General features: G+C 69.6%; 13 protein-coding genes and 1 CRISPR repeat array. Of the genes, 8 read left to right on the top strand and 5 right to left on the bottom strand.

The features are described from left to right. Window positions 1-44: 44 nt before the first annotated feature. The 4 genes from ABGB06_RS23490 to ABGB06_RS23475 form a co-directional block, all read right to left on the bottom strand. A complete protein-coding gene (locus tag ABGB06_RS23490; protein WP_347592574.1) occupies window positions 45-1,115 on the bottom strand; it encodes a lanthionine synthetase C family protein in 1,071 nt (356 codons plus the stop codon). Further along, complete coding sequence (locus ABGB06_RS23485) at window positions 1,112-3,217, bottom strand: lantibiotic dehydratase family protein (protein WP_347592572.1); 2,106 nt, start codon at window positions 3,215-3,217, stop codon at window positions 1,112-1,114. Before ABGB06_RS23485 ends, ABGB06_RS23490 begins: the two co-directional genes overlap by 4 nt. Before the next feature lie 14 nt (window positions 3,218-3,231). After that, window positions 3,232-3,426 carry an FxLD family lanthipeptide gene (locus ABGB06_RS23480; RefSeq protein ID WP_347592570.1) on the bottom strand — a complete coding sequence of 65 codons (195 nt, stop codon included), beginning with the start codon at window positions 3,424-3,426 and terminating at the stop codon, window positions 3,232-3,234. Window positions 3,427-3,511: 85 nt separating this feature from the next. Then, on the bottom strand, window positions 3,512-4,315 hold the full coding sequence (locus tag ABGB06_RS23475) for a TauD/TfdA family dioxygenase (protein WP_347592568.1): 804 nt from the start codon (window positions 4,313-4,315) through the stop codon (window positions 3,512-3,514). Between the two features lie 179 nt (window positions 4,316-4,494). On the opposite strand from ABGB06_RS23475, the gene ABGB06_RS23470 reads away from it, so the two are divergent. From ABGB06_RS23470 to ABGB06_RS23445, 6 genes are all read left to right on the top strand, one after another. After that, window positions 4,495-4,923 carry an NUDIX hydrolase gene (locus tag ABGB06_RS23470; protein ID WP_347592566.1) on the top strand — a complete coding sequence of 143 codons (429 nt, stop codon included), beginning with the start codon at window positions 4,495-4,497 and terminating at the stop codon, window positions 4,921-4,923. A gap of 6 nt (window positions 4,924-4,929) precedes the next feature. After that, complete coding sequence (locus ABGB06_RS23465; RefSeq protein WP_347592564.1) at window positions 4,930-6,102, top strand: helix-turn-helix domain-containing protein; 1,173 nt, start codon at window positions 4,930-4,932, stop codon at window positions 6,100-6,102. Between the two features lie 213 nt (window positions 6,103-6,315). Continuing rightward, window positions 6,316-6,681 (top strand): hypothetical protein, encoded by a 366-nt coding sequence (locus tag ABGB06_RS23460; protein WP_347592562.1) that lies wholly within the window; start codon window positions 6,316-6,318, stop codon window positions 6,679-6,681. Window positions 6,682-6,812: 131 nt separating this feature from the next. After that, window positions 6,813-8,066, top strand: a complete 1,254-nt coding sequence (locus ABGB06_RS23455) for an IS701 family transposase (RefSeq protein WP_347592560.1) — start codon at window positions 6,813-6,815, stop codon at window positions 8,064-8,066. 205 nt (window positions 8,067-8,271) lie between these two features. Continuing rightward, on the top strand, window positions 8,272-8,505 hold the full coding sequence (locus ABGB06_RS23450; RefSeq protein WP_347592558.1) for a hypothetical protein: 234 nt from the start codon (window positions 8,272-8,274) through the stop codon (window positions 8,503-8,505). 228 nt (window positions 8,506-8,733) lie between these two features. Beyond that, window positions 8,734-9,825: direct repeats of the CRISPR family, unit length 30 nt; unit sequence GTCCTCATCGCCCCTACCAGGGGTAGCAAC. A 167-nt stretch (window positions 9,826-9,992) separates the two neighbouring features. After that, complete coding sequence (locus ABGB06_RS23445; RefSeq protein WP_347592556.1) at window positions 9,993-10,955, top strand: hypothetical protein; 963 nt, start codon at window positions 9,993-9,995, stop codon at window positions 10,953-10,955. A 429-nt stretch (window positions 10,956-11,384) separates the two neighbouring features. Here ABGB06_RS23445 and ABGB06_RS23440 read toward each other — a convergent pair whose 3' ends face one another. Beyond that, on the bottom strand, window positions 11,385-11,759 hold the full coding sequence (locus ABGB06_RS23440) for a hypothetical protein (protein ID WP_347592554.1): 375 nt from the start codon (window positions 11,757-11,759) through the stop codon (window positions 11,385-11,387). Window positions 11,760-12,026: 267 nt separating this feature from the next. Here ABGB06_RS23440 and ABGB06_RS23435 point away from each other — a divergent pair, with 267 nt between their 5' ends. Both ABGB06_RS23435 and ABGB06_RS23430 read left to right on the top strand, forming a co-directional pair. Further along, entirely contained in the window at window positions 12,027-12,290 is a 264-nt protein-coding gene (locus ABGB06_RS23435; protein ID WP_347592552.1) for a hypothetical protein, read from the top strand. After that, window positions 12,287-13,468, top strand: a complete 1,182-nt coding sequence (locus ABGB06_RS23430; RefSeq protein WP_347592550.1) for a hypothetical protein — start codon at window positions 12,287-12,289, stop codon at window positions 13,466-13,468. Before ABGB06_RS23435 ends, ABGB06_RS23430 begins: the two co-directional genes overlap by 4 nt. The last annotated feature ends 122 nt before the right edge of the window (window positions 13,469-13,590 follow it).

Below are 13,590 nucleotides of genomic sequence, written 5' to 3'. Positions count from 1 at the left end.
TCGTGGGCGCTCCTTGGTCGTGAGGGCTCGCGGGTGGTTGGCGGTCAGGTGAGCAGTGCACGGGTCCAGCCGGTGGTGTTCGTGCCGTTCAGCGCGAGGTACGCCCCGGCCCGGCCTTCCATGAATCCGGGCTTGGGCAGCCGATCCAGGTCAGCGGCCAGGTGTGTGGCCAGGTCTTCGATCAGCCGCGCGAACCGGTCCGGAGCAGGGCTGTCGGCGGCGATGGCACGGGTGACGGTCAGCAGGCCGGCCCAGCCGTGGCACAGCGAGGCGTCGGTGATCCGGCCGAGACGGGCCGGGTCGGCCAGCGTGTGCACGACGGTGTCCTCTGCCGCGCGTTGGCGGCCGGGATCGCTCCGGGCGATCCCGGCCAGCTGCTGGGCGCGGGCTATGCCGAGCTCGCCGTAGCACCAGGACGGACGCACGGGCACGGGCTCGGGTGACTCGGGGTCGGACAGCTGGTCGAGGGTGATCCAGTAGCGGCTGCCGTGGCTGTCCAGCCAGCGGGCGAACACCTCGATGGCGTCGTGCTGTCCGGGTACCTGGACGCCGTGCCGGACGGCGAGGGACAGCACCGCGAGAGGGCCGGCGATGCCGTGCGCGATGCCGTTGTTGCCGTGTCCGCCGTCCATCTCCTCGCCTGCGGGCCCGACCGCGGACCACCAGCCCGGCAGTTCCCGGCCGCCGATGCGGATCGGCCGTGACAGGGAGACCAGGTAGGACAGCACCTCCTCCAGCAGCGGGGAGACCGCACCGCGGATCAACAACAGCGCGCCCAGACCGGTCAAGCCTCGGATGAGGTCGAACTCCGCGAGGCGTGGCAGCATCCCGGAGTTCTGACGTCGACGGGCTGCGACCAGTCGGGAGGCCACGACGCGGTCCACGGCGTCCCGGACCTCGCGGTCGGATCGCCCCGCACAGGCGAGCACGAACTCCAACGCTGGTGCGCCGTGGAACAGCGACGCGTTGCCTCCGGCACTGACGCCGCCCGCGACCGCCTGCGCCAGGCTGCTTCGCGCGGCGGCGAGGTCACCACGTTCGAGGTGCAGCAGCGCCGCCCCGAGCTCGTCCTCGGACAGGTCCTGCGTTCTGGGCAGGGTCACCGTCGTCTTCATGAGCGTGCCCTCAGCGGGACGACGACGCTGTGGGCCCGTCCACCGATCCAGCCATCGGCGTCCGGCGGCGGGGCATCGTGCAGGTCCGCGACACCGGTCGGGCTGGCGGCCAGGTGGGTACGCAGCAGGTCCAGGTGCATGTCGCGGCGCAGATCGAGCGGCAGCCGCTGATCGTCCTCGGCCAGCAGCACCCGGTCTGGCACGCCTAACCGGCCCATCCAGGCGTGCAGTTGTCCGGCCCACTCGTCCAGCGTCGCGGTGGCGGCGGGCAGTGCCCGGGCCCGCAGACGCCAACGGGCCGCCGTCAGGATCGACCGCCCGTAGTGCAGCGCGGGGGTGAAGGGAAGGGTCCAGGCCGCGCCCCAGTCGAACCACGTCACCTGTGGAGCTGGGGCGCGGCTGATCTCGGCCAGGAACCGGACCAGGGGAGGGGTGTAGTTGTTCCACAGGAAGTTGATCGCGGTCGGCGCCAGCAACTCCAGGCGCGTACCCGTGTCGGCCTCGACCAGATACAGGCGGCCGTCCTGGATTCCGACAGCCAGATCGGACGGGAACACCACCCCCTTTCCGCGGTGGCGGAATTCCCCGACGCTGACCAGCCGGGGCAGCACCTGTGGGGCGCGGGTGAGCAGGTCGGCCGGAACGCGGCCGGCGTGGAAGGACAGCTGGGCCAGTTCGGCGCCGGGCTCGATCGTGGGCAGATCGGCATAGCTCGCGCCGGCCTGCGGGAACAGGTGCCAGAACCGGCCCGTCATCGAGCCAGCCGCACGAGAGACGGTGGACATCCGAAGACGGAAGTCCCCGCGGTCCAGAGCTCGCGTCGAGCCGGCCTGGACCTGCACGCACAGTTCGAGGTGAGGCGGAGTGACCGTGGGCTTGCCCGCGGCGGCTTCCAGTTGCTCGATCATCGCGCCGGACAGGACCACTGATCTGCTGCCCTCGACGGCCGCGGTGCCGGCCAGTTCCAGCAACAGCCGGTCACGTCGCGTCATCGGGCGCGGCGGCTCGGACACCTGGCCGAATCCCTCGGGAAGGCCCAACCCCGTGTCAGGATCTGTGACCTCGTCCAGCGGTACCTCGGCGCCCTCGCCGTAGCGGTCGGCGAACCGCTCGGCGTAGCGGCGCCATGCCGCGGTGCCTGTCGGATGTGTGGCGAGCCGGGTCAGGATGGTTGCCGCTGTCGCCGCCTCCACCGCTACCGCCTCGGGCAAACGCACCGTGGCGTCCAGTCGCAGATCCGGCGCCGCCGCGCTGATCCGGGCCTCCGCCCGCAGGTCTGATGGAAGGCGATCGACCGGATCGACGATGGTGGCGGGCGCCCGAAGCGACGACCGCAGCAGCCGCACCCTGAGCAACTGGGCGAGCACCCCCGTCCGATGGCGTTCGTCCACCCCTGAGAACTCGGCGGCGATCTTGTCCGCGAGGTCGGCGTACCGGATCGGCGACCGGGCCGCGTCCAGCACCAGCTCGACCACGGGCGTCAGCGCGAGCGAGAACTCCGAGGCACCCTCGAACGGGACGTACACACGCCCGCCCCGCTGATGTGCCAGGTTGTTGACGCAGATCTCGACATCGGCCATCCGCTCGCCGTCCGCCTCCCAGGCAGTGATCGCCGCGTCCAGCGTCATCGGGTCGGGCCGGGCAACAACTCGGTGCCCCGCCCCGAAGCGCACCTCGGTCCCGGCACCGAACTCGACCAGCGCGACGCCCGCGAACAGGCCGAACGGCGTGGAGCGACGCGCGTATCTGATCGCGTACCGGGCCGTGGCCAGCGCCGCTCGTCGTACTCGGCGAACCTTCGGAGAGCGTCCGCCGAGGATCGCCTGGACCTGGCGATCCAGGACCGGGCTGGCGCTGGACACTGCCTGTCGAAAGGCGTCGTCGGCCCACACTGCGGCCAGCCACGAACGCCAGCGCTCGATCGGAGCGTCGGGCGGCGGCCAGGGCGGCATGTCCGGCTCCGAGAGGTGCACGGCGGCGCGCAGCATCCCATCGTCGGCACTGCGGTACCGGCAGTGTCGCAAGCGCGTCATCACCACACTCCGTTCTTGGCGGGAAGAGGGGCGCGGGCCGGGTGGAGTCGTCCGTCCGGCCCACGCCACTGGGCTGACCTGGGCTACGAGGTGGTGCAGGCGCTCGGGCAGGAGCTCCCGCAGTTGTCGCCGGTGGCGCACATCAGCACCGTCTCGGTCGCCGGTGTGTTCTCGATGAAGGTGATGTCGAGGTCGAACGGGTCGTCGACGTCGTCCACCTCGTTGGCGGCGTCGTGCTGGCGCGGCTCGACGCTCCGCGTGCTGGTCTGCATGCTCATCTGTTCTCCTGATCCTTGTCGGAATGACCCTGACGGGGGAACGTGCAGCCGGCGACCGTCGCCGGAGGGCGCAGGATCATCGACATCAGCGTGAATCCAACGACGCGGCCCGCGCGGTCACCACGTCCCCGGGCGGGAAGCCAACGGGGAGTGGGAACCGCGGCATTCCCAGGGCCCGGTAGCACACGCGCTGACCGCGGAAGCCGTCGCGGCCGTGCAGCCAACGGTGGTTGTCCAGCAGGTATCCCTGGCCGGCCCCCAGCGCCACGGACTGCTGATGACGGTCGATAGCGGCGCGTAGGTGCGCGACGTGTGGCTGGGACAGCGGATGCCACTGCACGAGATCGTCCTGCCGCACTCGCAGGGTGAGGCGGTCACCGGCCGACCGGGCGAACACCGGGGCGAAGATGCCGTCGCCGCCACCGAAGAAAGCGGCGCTGGGTTCGCTGAACGCGGCGACCGCATCGGGGTGCCGTTGGACGAGGTCGGCGTGGATGGCCTGCCCGTCCGTGAGATGGATCAGCCCGCCTTCCTCGGCCGGCTTCTCACAGACGAACAGCATGAGTCGAGGAGGGGCGGGGACCCCTGAACGCTCGGTGTGCGCGGACAGCGCACCGTTGCCGAGGCCGGCAAACCCCGGCTGGTGCGCACGGTGGCCCGTATCGCGGACGACGGTCAGGCCGTCGGGCTCGCTGTCGCGGTGCGGGACGAGATCCAGGCAACGAGCTGCGAAATCGAGCACGGCCTGTCGCGAGACCAGGCCATCCACGGTGACCAGCCCCGTGACACGGATGTGCTCCGAAACCATGTCGACGGCGTCGGGGGCTGTGGCGTCTACGTGCCGAGATACCAACGGGTCAGGGGCTGTGCGCTGTCGGGCGTGCGTCATGGCGAGCACTCCTTGCGAGGGATGCGGCAGTGCTCCCAGGGTCGGGATGCCCGCTAGCCTGGTAAAGCGACAGACTGTCGACTCGGACCAATCGCCCATCCCAGCCTGTCGGCCCGGGCGGCGTGCTACGTTCCCAAGCCGCTCGAGCGATCGACACCGCCCTCCCGATGAGGACCGCCGTGACGTACACGCCCCCCGTTTGGCCCGTCTCCGTCAAAGGCGTCGCGCTGGACGCTCAGCAACGAGTGCTGCTGCTGAAGAACGAGCGTGAAGAATGGGAACTGCCCGGCGGCCGGCTGGAGACCACGGACGCCAGCCCCGAGCAGGCGCTGGAGCGCGAACTGCGCGAGGAGGCCGGCTGGGAGGTCAAGGCCGGACCGCTGATCGACGGCGGGGTGTGGATCTACGAGCCCATCCCCGGCCGACGGGTGCTGATCGTCACCTACGGCTGCACCGTTCTGACCCCCGAGACCGAACCGGTCCTCAGCCACGAACACAAGCAGATCGGGCTGTTCCCCGCCGACCAGATCAACGCCCTGACCATGCCCGAGGGATACAAGCAGTCCATCCATGCCTGGCACTCCCGGGCCACCACACCTCGGACGTAGCCGGCCATGGCCCCACCCAGCCGCCTGCCGCAGCCGCCACCACTGGCCCCGCACGCCCAGTGGCACTGGGCCACGCGCCAGGCCCAGACGGTGCTGGCCACCGGCAACCTCGGCGCGATCCTGCGTTTCTACCGATCCGTCCACGCCATGAACCAGACGGCCCTGGGCGACCTGCTCGGCTACGACAAAACCACCATCTCCGCTCTTGAACTGGGCAAACGCAGGATGGACGACGTTCCCTCCCGGCGCCGTATCGCTTCCGCGCTACGCCTGCCGGCGCACGTCCTCGGGATCACAGATCCCGCTGACGCGGATCACCGCGCGATGCTTCAGTTCGGCGAGTCCACCGTCCGCTTGGCGGAAATCGCCCGCCAGTCCGGGCACGCCTCCGAGGCCGTCGCGGAACTGTGGCCGCTCGTCGCCCGCATCGAGGCTCGCCTCCAAGGCGGCCACGCCGAACGCGAGGTGCTGCACCTGCTGGCCCGCGCCCGCGTCGGCCTCGGCGTCGCACTGGGCAACGTCCTCCCCGAAGAACGCCTCCCCACCGCCGCCCGCTGGACCGCGAGGGCGCTGGACATCGCCCCCCACGTCGACGACCCCGGCTTCACCTCCTACGTGCTGCGGATGCACGGCAACGAACTACGCAAGGCCGGCCTGCGCGGCGCCGCGGTCGAACGGCTGCGCCGTGCCGCGGCACTGGCTCGCACCCCCGACGGCCGCGTGGCCGTGCTCCCGCTGCTGGCCCGGGCGGCGGGCGAGGCCCGGCAGGACGCACTGTTCGACGCGGTGACGCGCGAATGCGGCCGGCTGCTGGACGAGGTCGAGCACACCTCGCTGTTCAACACCTACGCGCTCCACGAGATCCGACTGCGAGGACTGCTCGCCACCGGCCGCGCCAAGGCCGCAATCCGACTCGCGGAGACCAGCCCGCCACCGGCGACCGTCGCCGCTCCACAATGGCGCGTCATCTCCGCCATCACCACCGGCCGCGTCCGACTCCTGGCCGACGACCGCACCGGAGCAGCGGACACCCTGACCTTCGCCATCGACGAAGCCCTCAGACAACGCCTCCCCCACCAGCTCCAACGCATCCTCCGCACCACAGGCGACGCGCTGCCCAGCGTCCACGACCTGGCTGAGCAGGCACTGGTCCGCCTACGCACGGAGATGGCAGCCTGACCACGGCAACGCGCCGCCCAGTACTGTTCGCCACGCGCCCGGTCGACCGTGGACCCCGTCCACATCGTCCCGCCACCCCCAAAACCGTCACGCGATCGAGTGAATCCGTAAGCGAGCACATCGACGCTTCTGGTTGGTGACCTGCGGCCCAGAGCTAGCCAGGCCGGAGAATTCCATTGCCCGAGACCGCCGCTGTTGGTGCTGATGGGATGCATGACGACGGCCCTGACGCCTCACCCGGCCGCCAACGCACACCATCAGCCGGTGGTGGAGAAAACCACCACCGCGGTGGCTGCCCGCCTGCCGACCACGCTCCGCCGCGCCGCGGCCCTCGCCTGGCGCGCCGACCAGCGCGCGGTCGTGGTCGTCCTCGTCGGCCAGGCGCTCGCCGCCGCGGCAGCGGCGGTCGGGCTGTTGGCTGTCTCCGGTGCGCTGGACCACCTCCTACGCGATGACCCGGCCGGCGAGCGCGCCCGCGCCGCAGCGCCGGCTCTGCTCGTCATCGTCGTCGCCCTTTCCGTTCGCTACACCGCCGATGCCGCTGCCCGCCTAGTACTCCAGCAGGATTTTGCTGTCTGACCTGCGGGTTTCGCTGGGCGGCTGGAGTGTAGCGGCCCGTGGAGTGGTCAGGGGCGGTCTCACGGAGGCCGCCCCTCGAACGTGCGACAACGCCGCAGGTAATGGCAGCGACCCGGGAGAGTGTTTCCCGGGTGATCACCGAGCGTGCTGCCGAGCAGTGGAATCTTGAACTGGACGACCTCTTCGTGGACATCGGTCATCGTTTCGGCCGTGTGGAACTTCGCCGCCGCATGCGTGACTACGTCCGCGGACTGCTGGCCCCAGTGGCCCGTAAGAACAGCTGGCAGCTGGCCGAGCAGGCAGGTCACTCCACTCCCAACGGGCTGCAGCACCTGCTCGCCGGCGCGAAGTGGGAGCCCGACGACATCCGCGACGACCTGCAGAGACACGTCGGCGACAAGCTCGGCGAGGACGGCGGGGTCCTCATCATCGACGACACCGGATTCCTCAAGAAGCGCACCACCTCCGCCGGGGTCCAGCGCCAGTACTCCGGGACCGCCGGCCGTACAGAGAACTGCCAGATCGGCGTCTTCGCCGCCTACACCACCACCCGCGGTCGTGCCCTGGTCGACCGCGAGCTCTACCTTCCCAAGACCTGGGCCGAGGACCGCGAACGCTGCCGCGCGGCCAAAGTCCCCGACGATCGGGAGTTCGCCACGAAGGGCGCACTGGCCCGGCGCATGGTGCTGCGTGCCCTCGCCTCGCCGCTGCCCATCGCCTGGGTCACCGCGGATTCCGCCTACGGACAGGAGAGTCGCTTCCGCCGGCTGCTGGAACAGTCGGGCGTCGGCTATGTACTGGCCGTGCCCAAATCCCAGTTCACTGTGGGACATCCCCGCATCGAGGGCCTGTTCGCGCAGGCGCCGGACGAGGCGTGGGAGAAAATCTCATGCGGAGACGGCGCGAAGGGACCGCGCGTCTACCACTGGGCGGCGGTGCGGCTGCCGGCTGTTGCTGAGTTCGATTACCAGGGCGAGGTTCCTCACCGGATGCGGTGGGCGCTGGCCCGTCGCAGCATCCGCAAGCCGGACGAGATCGCCTACTACCTCGCCTACGCACCCTTGGAGACCACCGCCCGGGATCTGGTGGGGATCGCCGGGTCACGCTGGGCGATCGAGGAGTGCTTCCAGGCCGCGAAGAACGAGTGCGGCCTGGACCAGTACGAGGTTCGCCGTTACGTGGGCTGGTACCGGCACGTCACCCTCTCCATGCTCGCGCACGCCTTCCTGGCAGTCACGAAACACCAGACCCGGGAAAAGGGGGCGGAACCGGTGAGGCAGCCGAGGCCATCGAGCTCACAGTGGCGGAGGTTCGGCGACTCCTGGCAGCTTGTCGTCCCCAACCGCCGCACTTGTGCGGACACCGAGGCCGACGCCATGCGATGAGCTGGTCGAACTGGCGCCGACGACGCCAAGCAGTCGCCCGCCGCTGCCATTACCTGCGGCGTTGTCGCACGTTCGAGGGGCGGCCTCCGTGAGACAGCCCCTGACCACTCCACGGGCCGCTACACTCCAGCCGCCCAGCGAAACCCGCAGGTCAGACAGCAAAATCCTGCTGGAGTACTAGCAGTGGCCCGAGTCGCACCGAAGTGTGTGCGCGAGGCCGCCCTCGCTCACAGCCGGACGCACCACCTTCCTCGTCACCCACCGCCTCGCCAGCACCCGCTACGCCGACCGCATCATCGTCCTCAACCAAGGCCGCATCATCGAACAGGGTCAGTACGAAGAACTCACCACCACGCCCGGATCAGTGTTCGCCGAACTCCTCGCCCTCCAGGAAAGCCCACAGCACACCGCGCCGGCGACACAACCGGTGACCGCCTAAACTCACCGCAGATCCGGCAATTGCGTTGTCCTCAAAGCACTTCTCCCTCATCTAACGGGTCCCAGCACAATGTCCCGACGAGGAAACTCCGAAGGCCCTCAGGCCACCTCAGCCCGATGCTTCGGCTTCAGCGACACACCGGGCTCGCCAACATGACCGGAGGTCTGCTGCAAAACTCAGTCTCACCACCGCCCCGACGAGCCCTGCGACTAGCAGTTTTACTCTGGGGTCCTCATCGCCCCTACCAGGGGTAGCAACACCCAGTGGCCCTCGCGATCGCCGCCGGCGCTCCGGTGTCCTCATCGCCCCTACCAGGGGTAGCAACGGCCGTGCCGCCACAGCTCGTAGGTGTGGCCGTCGTGTCCTCATCGCCCCTACCAGGGGTAGCAACCGGCTGGCCGGCACCCCGCCCTGGCAGGCGCTGGCCGGTCCTCATCGCCCCTACCAGGGGTAGCAACCGGATGCGACGCGCTCCATCAAGGCCCGCTTCCCCGGTCCTCATCGCCCCTACCAGGGGTAGCAACGCGGGGCACCAGTGCTCGCCCTCCGAGGTGTAGGACTCGTCCTCATCGCCCCTACCAGGGGTAGCAACTCCGAGGTGAGGTATTGGCCGTGGGTGTGCGGAGCCGTCCTCATCGCCCCTACCAGGGGTAGCAACGCGGGGCACCAGTGCTCGCCCTCCGAGGTGTAGGACTCGTCCTCATCGCCCCTACCAGGGGTAGCAACCTGTTCGAGGTGTCCGTCGTGCCGGTCGGCGCCAGTCCTCATCGCCCCTACCAGGGGTAGCAACTGTTCACCCGCGAAGGCATCCCTCTCCCCGACCTGGAGTCCTCATCGCCCCTACCAGGGGTAGCAACTACCGGTGCTGGCCGCAGCCGCACACCGGGAGATCCAGGTCCTCATCGCCCCTACCAGGGGTAGCAACAGGCGGCGATGCCGCTGATCCCGGTGATCGTGGAGTCCTCATCGCTCCTACCAGGGGTAGCAACGGTTCGTGGTGGCCGCGGTCCACGCCGGGGTGTACGGTCCTCATCGCCCCTACCAGGGGTAGCAACACCTGGAGGCTCATGTCCTCCGGCCGGATGAGGCCCCGTCCTCATCGCCCCTACCAGGGGTAGCAACAGCGCGAACTGGTGGGCGCGGGCGGCTCGGGCGGCGGGTCCTCATCGCCTCTACCAGGGGTAGCAACCGGTGAGGACGTGGCGGGCGGCCTGGCGGGAGCTGGTCCTCATCGCCCCTACCAGGGGTAGCAACCGCGCACGAAGTGCTCGTGCTCGCTGATGAACGCCTGTCCTCATCGCTCCTACCAGGGATAGCAACACCACGACGCCGCGGTAGCCTGACAGCGGCCAGTTGGAATTCCCCGTGTACGGCCTGTTGACAATCCCCAGTGGCGGCCACTTATGGTCCCCATCCTGTGGTGCAGTGACGCAGGGTGACCGTGCTGGAGGGTCGCTCGCCGCATGTGTTCGAGGCAGGATGAGGGGATGGACGAACCTACCTCGGCGGCCGTGGAGTGGCTCCTGGGCTCGGATGAGCCGGCCATCCGGCTCCTGACACGCCGTGACCTCCTGGGCGAGGAGACAGCCGAGGGCAGGGGCGAGAACCAGGTGCTGACCGGTTCCAAGGTCACCGCCCTGCTGTCGGGGCAGCGTCCGGACGGTGGGTTCGGCACGCACGCCTACCGCAAGTGGACCGGGTCCCACTGGCGGCTGGTCTCTCTGGCCGAGCTGGGGATCCCAGCGGGGGAACCCCGAGCGGTGGCCGCGGCCGAGCATGTCCTGGCTTGGCTGACCGAGCCTGCCTTCCGCCGCGTCACCGTGATCGACGGGCTGGTGCGCCGCTGCGCCTCCAAGGAGGGCAACGCGCTGGGCGCATGCTGCCGCCTCGGCCTGGCCACCGACGCGCGGGTGCGCACGCTCGCCGAGTCGCTCATCGCCTGGCAGTGGCCGGACGGCGGATGGAACTGCGACAAGAACGCCACCCGCCGCTCCTCCTTCCACGAGACGCTGCCCGCACTGTGGGGGCTTGGCGAGTACGCCCGCGCAACCGGTGATCCGGCGGCCCGGGAAGCAGCCGCGCGGGCGGCTGAGCTGCTGCTGGACCATCGGCTCTTCCGCTCGCTGCGCACGGGCGAGGTCATCAATCGCGCGTGGCTCAGGCCGCGCTACCCGCCCTACTGGCACTACGACATCCTCCAGGCCCTGCTCGTGCTCTCCCGGCTCGGCAAGGCACACGACTCCCGCGCCGCAGACGCCCTGGAGGAGTTGGAACGACGCCGTCGTCCGGACGGCCGGTGGGGTGCCGGCGGCCAGTGGTGGAAACCACCGGGAAGCAGGATCAGCCCTGAGACGATCGACTGGGGGCGTTCCGGGGCCAACCAGATGGTGACGCTCAACGCCCTCCGCGTGCTGCACGCCGCCGGAAGCGGCGCCGCAGGCACCGCATGACCCTTCGGGGAGCCGTCACTCAGCGTGCAGTCATTCGCGGCCACATGACTCCCTGTCAAGTGGCCGCCACTGGGGAAATTCAATTGGCCGCTGACAGTAGCCGTTGAGGACGTCCGGGTCCTCATCGCTCCTACCAGGGGTAGCAACATCGTGTCGGCCAGCATTAGAGCTTGCCGGGCGGTCGTCCTTATCGCCCCTACCAGGGGTAGCAACTGCCACCGCTCCAGCGTCCGCGCAGGCGCGCGCAGGTCCTCATCGCCCCTACAGGGGTAGCAATCCGCGCCAACCTGACGCGGCCCGGCGGCGGGGGACCCGTATGAGGGCGTGCTCCTTATCGCCTCGGTGAGGGATAACAACGCGTGAATCACAGGCGGACGACACGCGCAGGCCGGCGGCCCTCAACCGCCCCAGTGAGGCACCCGCTCGGCGTCACGGTTCTTTGTTAATCACTTTGCGGTGCGACGCTGACTCAGCGTCGAGGGCGGTGCGGTACCAGTTCGCTGGGATGAGGAGGGCGGCGGGGCGGCCGTAGCGGGTGATGGCGGCGTGGGCGTTCTCGTACTCGACGGCGTCGAGGATGCGAGTCAGCTCGTCCCTGCCGGTGCGCGATGTCCACGACTGGGGTTCGGGTGCTGGGTTCACCCGACGGGCTGATTCGTACCAGTCGGGCGGCACCATGACCGCGGAGACGCGGTCATTGCGCGTGACCTCGCGGTGGACGCGACGGTGCAGGGCGTCGGCCAGGGCCTCCCCCCAGTGGAGACGTAGATGCTCGCTCGGATCGCGGGCAGGGTCGTGCGGCATAGGGTGATTCTAGTTTGCGTAAGTGTTGTAGGTGAGGTAAGTCTGGTAGGGCTAGAAAGCCAGATGGTCCCTGGCCGGCGCTCCACCGCTAGCCAGGGACCTGACCCGAGCCCCTCAACAACACTGAGGAGATCGAGCTGTGGGACACAGTAACCACCTCGAAGACCTGCCTATCCCTCGTGGAAAACGACACAAGCCGACCGGCGTCGTCGGATGCGTGGTGAGCACGGCGCCTCACTCTGACGCCCGCCCGTCCGGGGGTGGCAGGTGAGGGACGACAAGGCGAGCCGGATCACGGCCATGGCGCGCCGCTCGAAGTCGGCGGTACGAACCGTGCCGACCAGCGACCACGGCCGAGCATCCTGCGCCGACGACATCGAGCTCTTCGAACGGGTCTCCCTCACCGAGGGCCGAGTGGCCCACCTCGACCGGCTGGAAGCCGCGGCCGTGTGCGACGGCTGCCCGCTGCACTGGACCTGCGGCTTCCGGGTCGCTCCTCCCGGAGGCCGGACCAAAGGCGTCGGGCGATGACGGGCCGGGAGGACATCCAGGTGAGCGTGCACGAGCTGGAGCAGGTCGTCGAGGCGTTGCCGACCGAGGGCGGTGCCGTGCTCTTTCTCTGCGCGCTCGTCGCCCTGAGCGTCGTCTTGGTGGCACGGTCCCAACGGACGTCGAGCACGACGTGTGATGCCGGACGCAGCGACGAGCTGGCTCGAGCCGAACGCGTCGCTCGGGTGCGGGCTCGTGCGAACGCGTTGACGTACGTCATCGCCAGCATCGCCACCACCGCGTCGTTGGTCGGCATGTGGCCGGTCGCCCGGGCAGCGGTCACCGCAGCCGGCATCCCACCCCACCTGGTCACCGCCGTGGCGCTGACCGTCCTCGGCCTCCTTGAGGGCACGATCGTCGTCTGCGGCCTCCGCGCCCGCGCGAACATCCTGGAACACGGGGAGACGGGTGTGGACGGCGTTGGTCTGTGGCTCGCCGTCGGCGCGTCGTCGATCATCTCCGCTGCCGAGGCGGCCGTCGCCGCGCCACCCGGCACACCCGGCGGCCAGCAGTTCGTGACCGTCCTCGTGCGCCTCGCCGCCCCCGTCACCGCCGGCTGGCTGTGGGAGCGAGGACTCGCCCCCGAGCGGCGGACCGTCCGAGGTGACCGGCGGGGCTTCCTCTCCGTGTTCGTCACACGCATCCGCACCGCTCTGTCACCGGGGCTGGGAGACGTGGATGCCGACGCGGCCAGCCGCCGACGGGCCGCTGCCCACGCCGCTCACCTGGCCGAGAAACTGCGAGGCGTCGACGACGAGGCGCTGAGCAGGCGTCAGCGGTGGACGCTTCGTCGGCTGCGGAAGGCCCTGCGGGCCTGCGGGGCGGTGCACGACACGGACGACCGCCGATACCTGCTGGACGAGCTCGCCGCCTCCCGACACGCCCTGGCGCTGGCTCACGTCCCGACGACTTCTCCCTGGTCGCCCGTGGAGACGACCAGTCCGGCCCAACGCCCTGACGAGAAGATCCTCGCCGTTGAACAGCCGGAGAACCTCGCGCAGAGCGTGCCGGAGAACCCGGAGGAGAACGGCGACTCGGTCTTCTTCCCGAGCGGCCGGGAGGCCTACACCGCCATGGAGTTGGACGTCGCCCGCCGGCTCTTCGCCAGGTCCGCGGAGAAGTCTGGTTCCGTGCCCTCCATCAACGCCGTGGCTAAGTAGCTGTTGTCTTTCCGGACTTGAGGACGGCGTTTTCGCTGTTCAGGCATAGGGTCTGTGATTCCGTGGGAGTGGTGGCCTGTCGTGTCGTCGCTCCCCGGGAGGTCGCGGATGCCGTCGGTTGT

Origin of the sequence: Streptomyces sp. B6B3, assembly GCF_039871525.1 — a bacterium.
Taxonomy (GTDB): Bacteria; Actinomycetota; Actinomycetes; order Streptomycetales; family Streptomycetaceae; genus Streptomyces.
This window is presented reverse-complemented; position numbering and strand designations above follow the sequence as displayed.

What these genes read in the sequence shown, in the direction of transcription:
- ABGB06_RS23430 (WP_347592550.1), top strand. Translation starts at nt 12,287, where the DNA reads ATGACGGGCCGGGAGGACATCCAGGTGAGCGTGCACGAGCTGGAGCAG.
- ABGB06_RS23480 (WP_347592570.1), bottom strand. Translation starts at nt 3,426, where the DNA reads ATGAGCATGCAGACCAGCACGCGGAGCGTCGAGCCGCGCCAGCACGAC.
- ABGB06_RS23465 (WP_347592564.1), top strand. Translation starts at nt 4,930, where the DNA reads ATGGCCCCACCCAGCCGCCTGCCGCAGCCGCCACCACTGGCCCCGCAC.
- ABGB06_RS23445 (WP_347592556.1), top strand. Translation starts at nt 9,993, where the DNA reads ATGGACGAACCTACCTCGGCGGCCGTGGAGTGGCTCCTGGGCTCGGAT.
- ABGB06_RS23460 (WP_347592562.1), top strand. Translation starts at nt 6,316, where the DNA reads ATGACGACGGCCCTGACGCCTCACCCGGCCGCCAACGCACACCATCAG.
- ABGB06_RS23440 (WP_347592554.1), bottom strand. Translation starts at nt 11,759, where the DNA reads ATGCCGCACGACCCTGCCCGCGATCCGAGCGAGCATCTACGTCTCCAC.
- ABGB06_RS23475 (WP_347592568.1), bottom strand. Translation starts at nt 4,315, where the DNA reads ATGACGCACGCCCGACAGCGCACAGCCCCTGACCCGTTGGTATCTCGG.
- ABGB06_RS23490 (WP_347592574.1), bottom strand. Translation starts at nt 1,115, where the DNA reads ATGAAGACGACGGTGACCCTGCCCAGAACGCAGGACCTGTCCGAGGAC.